The 8883-nt window shown below is 71.7% G+C and carries 9 protein-coding genes and 3 pseudogenes; 3 read left to right on the top strand and 9 right to left on the bottom strand.

All coding sequences use genetic code 11. The features are described from left to right. Positions 1–64: 64 nt before the first annotated feature. Positions 65–562 (bottom strand): RBBP9/YdeN family alpha/beta hydrolase, encoded by a 498-nt coding sequence (locus tag ACFO0C_RS26535; protein ID WP_378069398.1) that lies wholly within the window; start codon positions 560–562, stop codon positions 65–67. Positions 563–628: 66 nt separating this feature from the next. Here ACFO0C_RS26535 and ACFO0C_RS26530 point away from each other — a divergent pair, with 66 nt between their 5' ends. Beyond that, positions 629–1330 carry a class I SAM-dependent DNA methyltransferase gene (locus ACFO0C_RS26530; RefSeq protein WP_378069397.1) on the top strand — a complete coding sequence of 234 codons (702 nt, stop codon included), beginning with the start codon at positions 629–631 and terminating at the stop codon, positions 1328–1330. A gap of 30 nt (positions 1331–1360) precedes the next feature. On the opposite strand, the pseudogene ACFO0C_RS26525 reads toward ACFO0C_RS26530, so the two are convergent. From ACFO0C_RS26525 to ACFO0C_RS26510, 4 genes and pseudogenes are all read right to left on the bottom strand, one after another. After that, positions 1361–2560 (bottom strand): annotated as a pseudogene (locus ACFO0C_RS26525) (MFS transporter); the annotation flags it as partial. A gap of 1 nt (position 2561) precedes the next feature. Beyond that, a pseudogene (locus ACFO0C_RS26520) lies at positions 2562–3035 on the bottom strand (hypothetical protein); the annotation flags it as partial. A gap of 230 nt (positions 3036–3265) precedes the next feature. Then, complete coding sequence (locus ACFO0C_RS26515; RefSeq protein ID WP_378069396.1) at positions 3266–3604, bottom strand: hypothetical protein; 339 nt, start codon at positions 3602–3604, stop codon at positions 3266–3268. A 90-nt stretch (positions 3605–3694) separates the two neighbouring features. Further along, a complete protein-coding gene (locus ACFO0C_RS26510) occupies positions 3695–4327 on the bottom strand; it encodes a hypothetical protein (protein WP_378069395.1) in 633 nt (210 codons plus the stop codon). 114 nt (positions 4328–4441) lie between these two features. On the opposite strand from ACFO0C_RS26510, the gene ACFO0C_RS26505 reads away from it, so the two are divergent. Together ACFO0C_RS26505 and ACFO0C_RS26500 are read left to right on the top strand one after the other, a co-directional pair. Beyond that, complete coding sequence (locus tag ACFO0C_RS26505) at positions 4442–5089, top strand: GNAT family N-acetyltransferase (protein ID WP_378069394.1); 648 nt, start codon at positions 4442–4444, stop codon at positions 5087–5089. Between the two features lie 84 nt (positions 5090–5173). Next, a complete protein-coding gene (locus ACFO0C_RS26500) occupies positions 5174–5602 on the top strand; it encodes a DUF1036 domain-containing protein (protein WP_378069393.1) in 429 nt (142 codons plus the stop codon). Positions 5603–5731: 129 nt separating this feature from the next. On the opposite strand, the gene ACFO0C_RS26495 is transcribed toward ACFO0C_RS26500, so the two are convergent. The 4 genes and pseudogenes from ACFO0C_RS26495 to ACFO0C_RS26480 form a co-directional block, all read right to left on the bottom strand. Continuing rightward, positions 5732–6088 (bottom strand): GntR family transcriptional regulator, encoded by a 357-nt coding sequence (locus tag ACFO0C_RS26495; protein WP_378069392.1) that lies wholly within the window; start codon positions 6086–6088, stop codon positions 5732–5734. Next, positions 6088–7464 carry an MFS transporter gene (locus ACFO0C_RS26490; protein ID WP_378069391.1) on the bottom strand — a complete coding sequence of 459 codons (1377 nt, stop codon included), beginning with the start codon at positions 7462–7464 and terminating at the stop codon, positions 6088–6090. The genes ACFO0C_RS26495 and ACFO0C_RS26490 overlap by 1 nt, the downstream gene beginning before the upstream one ends. A 72-nt stretch (positions 7465–7536) precedes the next feature. Beyond that, entirely contained in the window at positions 7537–7989 is a 453-nt protein-coding gene (locus tag ACFO0C_RS26485; RefSeq protein WP_378069390.1) for a hypothetical protein, read from the bottom strand. Further along, positions 7986–8883 (bottom strand): annotated as a pseudogene (locus ACFO0C_RS26480) (dynamin family protein); the annotation flags it as partial. The pseudogene ACFO0C_RS26480 and the gene ACFO0C_RS26485, both read right to left, overlap by 4 nt.

The raw sequence follows: 8883 nt of genomic DNA, 5'->3' as shown, positions 1-8883 counted from the left end.
CTGGGCCGGGCCCCCGCCGACGGCGACCACCCGCAACTGGTCAAATACCTGTGGCACATCCTGGTCATGCGGGGACGGCCAGCGTCCTGACGAGCCGCTCACCGTCGGGCCACGGCCCGAAACCGGAACTCGAATCCAGATGCCCCACCGGCCCGGCGTCGAACAGCTGCCCACCCCAGTCGGCGGCCAGCTGCTGCCCGTGGCCGAACGAACCGTGCGGATCATCGCGGCTGACCACCACGATCGACCGGAACGGCAGCCGCTGCCGTGGCGTGTCCGGCACCTCCGGCGGTGTCACCAGCAGCGCCGCCACCACCGGGCCGGTGAACCGGCCGGCCCAGGACGCCACCGTCAGACAGCCCGCACTGTGCGCGATCAGGATCGCCGGCTCCGCCGAGGCGGCCACCGCGGACTGCAACGCGGCCACCCGGTCCTCGGCCACATAGGGCGGGCCCGGCGGCTCCGGCGCCCACCGGTAGTCACGGTGCGCACGCGCCCACTGCCGCGACCAGTGGTTCGGAAACGGCACCCCGCGGCCGGGCACCAGCAGAAAACGGGTCACCCGCGCGAGCGTAACGGTAAACGTGAATACCTGCCGTCATCGCGGCCATGCCATATCGTCGTGGCCGTGCCCGACGTGAAGTTCGCCCACCCACGGCTCGCCGCCGTCTACGACACCTTCGACAGCGACCGCGGTGACCTCGACGCCTATGAGGACATCGTCGCCGAACTCGGCGCCCAGCGGATCCTCGACTACGGCTGCGGCACCGGGACGCTCGCCGCCCGGCTCGCCGGCAGCCACCAGGTGACCGGATTCGACCCCGCCGCCGCGTCGCTGGACATCGCCCGTACCAAATCCGATGCCGTCACCTGGGCCGGTGACCTTGCCGGGCTGTCCGGTTTCGATCTGGTGCTGATGACCGGCAACGTCGCCCAGGTGTTCCTCACCGACGACGACTGGGCCGGCGTGCTGACCACCGTGCTGGGCCTGCTGCGGCCCGGCGGATTCCTGGTCTTCGAGACCCGCCGCCCCGAATACCGGGTGTGGGACGAATGGGCCCACCGCGCCCCCGACACCCGCGACGTGCCCGGTGTCGGCCCGGTCCGCCACGACTTCCAGCTGACCGAGGTGCGGCTACCGACCGTGTCGTTCCGGGACACGTTCACCTTCGGTGACGGTCAGGTCCTCACCTCCGACTCGACGCTGCGGTTCCGTGACCGCAACGAACTCGACGCCGGCCTCACGGCCGCCGGATTCCGCATCACCGACGTGCGCCAGGCCCCCGACCGGCCCGGCCGCGAGCGGGTCTTCCTGTGTGAGAAACCCTGATCCGGTACGGCCGCCGGCCCCCGCACGGGGCAGCAGGACCAGCACCAGGACGCCGGCCACGCAGAAACCGGCACCCTGCACGGCGATGACCGCGACGATACCCAGACGCTCGGCCAGCGTTCCCGCGGCCGCGGTCGCCACCAGCATCGCCGCCGAGTCGACCGCCACGATCGCCGCGAAGACCCGGCCCCGGTGATCGTCGCCGGTCGCGGTCTGGAACACCGTCATCAGCCCGGCCACCGTCAACGCGCCCGGCAGCCCCACCACCGCCATGATCACCACCGCCGGCCACACCGACGGCACCAGCAGCGGATACAGGAACAGCACCAGGTCGAGCAGCCCGAACGCGACAGCACCCCAGCCCAGCAGCCGCCGCGGCGTGAACCGGTGACCGAAGATCGTGGTCAGCGCGCCACCGGCGATCCCGCCGACGGCCTGCGCGGACATGATCACCCCGTAGGCGCGGGCATCGCCGCGCAGCACGTCGTGCACGAACGGGGCCATCAGGGTGCTCATCGCGGCCTCACCGACACCGGTGATCACGGTGAACGCCATGATGGTCCGCAACGCCCGCGTGGACACCGCGATCCGCAGGCCCTCGGCCCACTCCCGCACCAGCCGGCGGGCCGGCCCGGACACCGGCGCCGGCCGTGCCCGGCGGCCGGTCATCGCCAGCAGCGCCGCGGCGACCGCGAACGTCGCGGTGTCGGCGACCGTCAGCAGGGTCAGGCCACCGAACCCGGCCAGCACCCCGCCCAGCGCCGCCCCGGCCAGCCGGGCCACGTCACGGGCCTGGGCGTTCAACGCGTTCGCGGTGACCAGGTCCCGGTCGGCGACCAGGGCGGGGATCAGGGCGGCCTCGGCGGTCGAGAACAGCAGCGCCAGGCAACTCTGCGTGGCCAGGACCGCGTAGACGATCCACGCCTGCCCGGGCCCGTGGACCGCCAGCAACGGCAGCAGGCACACCCCGAGCAGCAGGTTCGTGGCGATGACGGTGCGCCGCCGATCCCACCGGTCGACGAACACCCCGGCGAACGATCCGAAGACGACCTGCGGCAGCAGCGCGGCCAGCACCGCCGTCGCCGACGCCACCGTCGAGCCGGTGAGCACGTAGATCTGGAAGGCCAGACCGGTCCGCAGGATCCAGTCGCCGGTCGAGGAGACGACGTTCGCCGACACCAGCAGCCGGTAGTCGCGGCTGGTGGTCAGCAACGTCCGCACGTGCCGCATGTCAGCCGCCCGACGCGGTCGGCGGGACAGGGACGGCGACCAGGGTGACATCGACGGGCACCGCACCGTCCGGGCGGCTGCCCGGATCGCCGAGAGGCCGGCGCCGCACCAGCGGGGTGATCAGCTCGTCCCAGGCCCGCGACAACTCGGCCATCTCCTGCACGGTCAGATACACCAGGTTCTGCGAGACACCGGTGTGCTGTGTCCACCGGGCGTCCTCGCCGGACCGGCGCTGCTGCCAGTCGGCGAGCTGGGCGGCACTGCGCTCGAGCAGGAACCGCTCGATCAGATCGACCTGCTCCCACGCGTCGGCTGAATCACCCGGATCCCACTGCTGGGACGTGGCGGTCACCCGCCACGGGCGCTCCCGGTTGTCGCCGGCGTCGGCCGGCTCGACGAAACCGTGCTTGGCCAGATGCCGCAGGTGATGGGAGGCCAACGCCTGGCTGACGCCGAGCTGGCGGGCGGCCTCGGCGGCGGTACTGGATCGCGGCCCTCAACACGGACCTGGCCGCACTCGCCGACCGGCACGGCGCGATCCTGGCCGACGTGCACGCGGCCTTCACCGGCCACGGCGTCCACCGCCGGCGGCCCGACCCGCAGCGACGCCCGGCCCGCCGACCGCGACCTGTGGTTCTGCGGCGTCGTCGAACCCAACGCCTGGGGCGCCCACGCCATCCGCGCCACCTGGTGGAACGCCCTGGCTCAGGCCGCCTCCAGCGTCAGCGAACCCGGCGGCGGGAACTGGTCGGGGGACTCGTCGATCCCGGCCCACTCGATGCCGCCGAGCACCTCGACGCCCCCGGCGTCCACCATCGTGTAGAGGAACAGGCTGCTGTAGGAGCCGTCCGGAAAAGCATTCACCCGCGGCCGCATCCCTACCCCGCCGGCCACGAACTCGATCGACGGGCACCCGCAGCCACACCCACCGACGACCCGCACCCCGGCCGCCTGCCCCCGCAGCGCCGGCGCCCCGTCGAAGTCCACGGCGAGCAGCGCCTCCAGCACCGCCCGCTCCCGGCCGGTCAGCATCCTCGAATCCACGCCGTGATTGTCCACCATGCCGGGAGGCGGCATCCCGATGGACCGCTGCCCGGCGCCGCGGGGGTCCCCACCCGCGGCGCGGTGACGCTGTCAGGAGCGCTGGGGGCGTCGGCTGCCGGTGAAGTCGTAACGGTGCAGATCGCGGCGCACCCGCGCGGCCGTCAGCACCACCAGCATGGCCGAACCCGCCACCGCCAGGGTTTCGGTGGCGCGCTGCCGGCCCGGTGACGGCTGCGCGGTGCCCGGCGGGAACCAGCCCAGCGGATCGACCATCGCGACCAGCCGGTCACCGGCGCGCAGGTCACGCTCGGCGAAGAACAGCACCTCGCCGAGTTCCTCACCGGTCGACACGGCCCGCACCGCGACCAGCTGGTAGCCGTCGCGGGCCGCCCCGTCACCGGCGGTCACCACCACCGGCACCCGGTGGCCGGCCAGTTCCAGATAGGTCGCCGACACCCCGAAACTCGCCGCGACCGCGAACAGCAACGTCACCAGGCCGATCGCCGCGAACCAGCCGGCACCCCGGTCCCGCGGATCCTCACCGGCGAACCACACCGTCACCGGCAGCAGCAACCCGGCGAGCATCGGCACCACCGACAACGCGATCAGCGCCCGCGACCCGGACCCGGCGAGAACCCCGACCAACACCCACGCCGACAGACACACGAACAGTGAACTGGCGGACAGCAGGATCTGTCGCAGGATCAGGCGATTCCGGGGCACGGGCACCATCCTGCCCCGCCCACGCAACCACCGTCGGTCACCTCCTGTTCACCAGCGTGCGTCCCGGCGCGTAATCCGGTGGCGGGCGTCCGGCGCGGTCACTACGGTCCGGGCGTGACCCACACCTATCCGCCGCTCAACGTCGAGGTCCGCACCCCGCGCCTGACCCTGGCCGGAGCGTCCGACGACCTGCTGGAACGTCTCGTACCGCTGGTGCGGGCCGGGATCGCCGACACCGAGCCGTGGCCGTTCGACGACCCGATCTCGTTCTACGCCGACAACCCCGAGCGTGAATGGCGGTGGCTGCGCGGCATATGGGGTGGCCGTTCCCGGGTCACCCCGGACTCCTGGCGGCTGTACTTCGCGGTCCTGGTCGACGGCGAACCGGCCGGCATGCAGGACCTCGTGGGCCGCGACTTCGCCCGGTTCGCCACGGTGTCGACCTTCTCCTGGCTGGCGCCCGGGTTCCGCGGGCAGGGCCTGGGCCGCGAGATGCGTACGGCGATCCTGCACCTGGCGTTCGCCGGGCTCGGCGCCCGCGAGGCCGGCAGTGACGCGTTCACCGACAACACGGCGTCCAACGCGGTCTCGCGGGCGCTGGGCTACGAACCGAACGGCACCGACTGGGACACCCGCCGCGGCAGCCCGGCCCTCATCCAGCGCTGGCGGCTGACCCGTGACAGCTGGGAGAAGACCCGCCGCGACGACATCGGCCTGACCGGTGTCGCACCGTGCCTGCCGGTTCTGGGTATCACCGCTTGAGATGTTGTTCTCGATATGTCGCATACTGCGCGGCCCTGCCTGCAAGGATCGACGCCAACGAGCGGAGCGAGAATCGGGGAAGACATGAGAACGGCAGGCGCACTGCTGGCGGCCGGGGCGACTCTTTCGGTCGCCGTCCTGGGAATCGCCGGTCCGGCCAGGGCCAGCGACTACAACCGTCCCGTCAACATCTGCAACTACTCCAACAAGAAAGCCGCGATCGCCAGAGTCCTCGACAGCGCGGGCGGCATGGTCAGTAGAGGCTGGACGCACGTGGAAAACGGGCAGTGCAAAGTCCTCGACGCCAGATTCCTGCTGATGCAGGTCTACGGTGACCGCGACACCGTGTGGAGGTTCGACACTTTCTCCTCGCAGTTCTGCGCGAAGAGTGAGTCTTACGTGATCTATTCGCCGGGCAGCGCGTCGGCGTGCACGGACACCAACGGTTCCATGAGATCGTTCTCCTCGGTTCCGGCGGGAAGCGGACGGTACGACTTCAACCTGCGTCCCTGACACGGCAGCGGGGATCGGCGACCAGCGGCCACGCCCGTGAGGCGCCTTGGGCGGCGGGACCGGCCGGTAGGCTCGCGTCGGCCGCCACGGGAGGTGTGGTTTCTCGCGGGGCGGCCGACGGCGTACCCCCTAGTTTTCCAAAGCGGCCTTGACCAGCGCCAACGCGGTGTCGGCGGGAATGCCCAGCGCCCGGGTCCGTTCGGCGTAGGCGGTCGCGGCGCGCTGGGCCTGCTGCGACGTGCCGGTGGCCTTGGCGGTGATCACCGTGCCGAGCCGGCCGCGTGTCTCGACGAGGCCGGCCTGTTCCAGTTCTCGGTAGGCGCGGGCGACCGTGTTGACCGCCAGCCCCAGGTCGCCGGCCAGCTGACGGACCGGGGGCAGGCGGGTTCCGGCGGCCAGGTCGCCGTCGGCGGCCAGCGCGGCGATCCGCAGACGGACCTGCTCGTACGGCGGGGTCGCCGACGCCGGGTCGATGGTGATGTCCATCAGATCAGCTTGGGCGGGGTGTTGCCGACGGCGAGGATGGCGCGCCGGATCGGGACGAACGCCAGCAGCACACCGCCGACCAGGAAGAACACCACCAGGGAGACGATGCCGGCCCGGTAGCTGTTGGTGAGCTGGAAGATCAGGCCGAAGAACAGCGGGCCGAGCCAGCTGGTGCCCTTGTCGCTGATCTCGTAGAAGCCGTAGTACTCGCCCTCCTTGCCGGCCGGGATCAGCTGGGAGAACAGGCTGCGCGACAGGGCCTGGCTGCCGCCCATGACGATGCCGATGCCGGCGCCGAGCAGCATGAACGGGATCGGCTTGCCCTCGGGCAGGAAGTAGGCGGCCGACACCACGCCCAGCCACAGGGCCAGGGCGATCAGGATGGTCTTGCGGGCGCCGATGCGGGTGGCCAGCGCGCCGAGAGCCAGCGCACCGCCGAACGCGAGGAACTGCACGATGAGGATGGTCAGGATCATCGTGGACTGGTCGAGGTTGAGTTCCTCGCTGCCGAACTGGCTGGCCAGGGCGATGACGGTCTGGATGCCGTCGTTGTAGATGAGGTAGGCGCCGAGGAACGCCAGGGTCAGCGGGTAGGCGCGCATGCCCTTGATGGTGTGGCCGAGCTGCTTGAACCCGTCGGTGAGGATGTTGCCGCCCTCGACCGGTTTCGTGGCGGCGCCGGGGTGCTCGCGCAGCCACAGCAGCGGCACGATGGTGAACGCCGCCCACCACACGCCGGCCGACACGATCGACCAGCGGGCCAGGTCCAGGGTGCGCTGGGTGTTGCCTTCTTCCGACAGGCTCATCACGGCGACCAGGTTGAGCAGCAGCAGGACACCGCCGCCGAGGTAGCCGATGGCCCAGCCGCGGCTGGAGATCCGGTCGCGTTCGTCGGGGCCGGCCAGCTGCGGCAGGAACGAGTTGTAGACGACGATCGCGGCGCCGAAGGAGATGTTGGCGACGATGAACAGCAGCCCGCCGAGCAGGTAGCGGTCGCCGGTGACGAAGGCCATCGCGACGGTGGCGGCGGCGCCGGTGAACGCGGCCCCGGCCAGCAGCGGCTTCTTACGCGGGGCCCGGTCGGCGATCGCGCCCATCACCGGCAGCACGAACACGGTCAACAGCACCGACAGGCTGACCAGGTACGCGTAGTAGGAGCCCGCCGCGACCGGGATGCCGAGCGGGTGGACGGTGCCGTCGCAGGTGTCGGCGTCGACGGCGCAGCCGGCGGCCTGCTCGGTGACACTGGTCAGGAACGGGCCGAGGAAGACCGTGATGACGGTGGTGGAGAACGCCGAGTTCGCCCAGTCGTAGAAGTACCAGCCGGTGCGTTCCCGCTTGCTCGCGAGAGTGGTGGTGTTGCCGTCGACGGCCATCCGTGCGCTCCTACAAATGTGGTCGGTGCGCGGTCATGATGCCACTCCGGCGTCGTTAACGGGAGACGCGGATCACTGTTCACCCGTCGTCCACCACCGGGCCAGGGCGGCGGTGGCGGGATCCTCGGACGCGGCCAGGACGGTCCACGGGTCGGCGCCGTCGGGGATCTCGATGCCGGCGTACGAGGCGAGCTCCTCCGGTGACACGTTCTCCACCGGCGGCAGGAACCCGGTCGGGTCGGGGGCGCCCAGCGTGGTGATGTCGATCCAGGGGAAACCGTCGACGGGTTCGGGCAGGTCGACGTCGAGGGCGGGCGGGAAGACACCGTCGTCGGCGACCGCGACGATCTCGTCGGGGACCTCCGGCACATGGGGCAGGTCGGGCTGATGCTCCACTTCGGGCAGATCCCACGTGTCGTGGTCGTGGCCGTCGTCGAGGGGTTCGAGCTGCTCGTGGACCGGCGCATGATCATCCGGCAGGTCGAAGTCGAACGCGTCGTCGTCGTGGTCCCAGTGATCGGTCATCGCGGCTGTCCTTCATCGGTGGGTGTGGGGGTCAGGGAGCGGGCCCGCAGCAGTGCCTCGTCGGCGACCCGCAGGCGGGCGGCGGCGGTGTCCCGGTCGGCGGTGGCGGCAGCCCGCCGTCTGGCGCGCCCGGCGGCGTCCTCGGCGGCGGCGGCGTCGATCTCGGCGATCAGCGCGTCGAGTTCCCGCAGCCGGCGTTCGATGGCGTCGTCGAGGGCGACCGACAGCGCGTACTGCAGGTCGGTGAACCGGCCGGCGATCTCGTCGGTGAGTGCGGCCCGCGCCTCGGCGAGCACGTCACGCAGCCAGGTGTGGGCGTGCCGGCGGTCGGTGTGCACGCGGCGGCGGTAGATCACGTACCCGCCGGCGGCCAGGCCCAGTCCCAGTCCGGCGAACGGCATCAGCAGCCCGGCGCCGGCGATCCCGAGCGCGGACACGCCGAGCATCGCGCCGCGGCCGGCGATCAGGGCGACCCCGCCGGCGGACAGGGCGATCAGCATGTTGTCCGACGAGCCGTCGCGGGGCGGGCCGGCGGTCAGGGTGTGCCGCAGGGTGGCGCTGACCCGGGCCGGGTCGAACGTGTCGGCCAGGACCTTCTCGGCCACGTCGCGGTAGGTGTCCTCCAGGGTGGCCGACAGTTCCGCGGCGACCGCCTGGAGCTGGGTGTCCAGGTCGTCGGGCAGTGCGGTCAGGCCCTCACCTCGGGCGGTGTCGATACGGCGGGCGTAGTCGTGCTGGACCTCGGTGAGCCGGGTCCGCAGCCGGCCCACGACGGCGACGCGGGCGTGCTGGATCTCGGCGTTGAGTTTCAGTGTCCACTGCCGGGACTCGGTGCGTTTGCGGGCGGCCAGCGCGGCCCGTTCGGCGCGGGTGGCGGCCTGGGCGGCGGCGTCG

Origin of the sequence: Actinoplanes subglobosus (assembly GCF_042650585.1) — a bacterium.
Classification (GTDB): Bacteria; Actinomycetota; Actinomycetes; order Mycobacteriales; family Micromonosporaceae; genus Actinoplanes; species Actinoplanes subglobosus.
The sequence above is the reverse complement of the archived record's forward strand: the minus strand, read 5'-3'. Positions and strand labels throughout refer to the sequence as shown.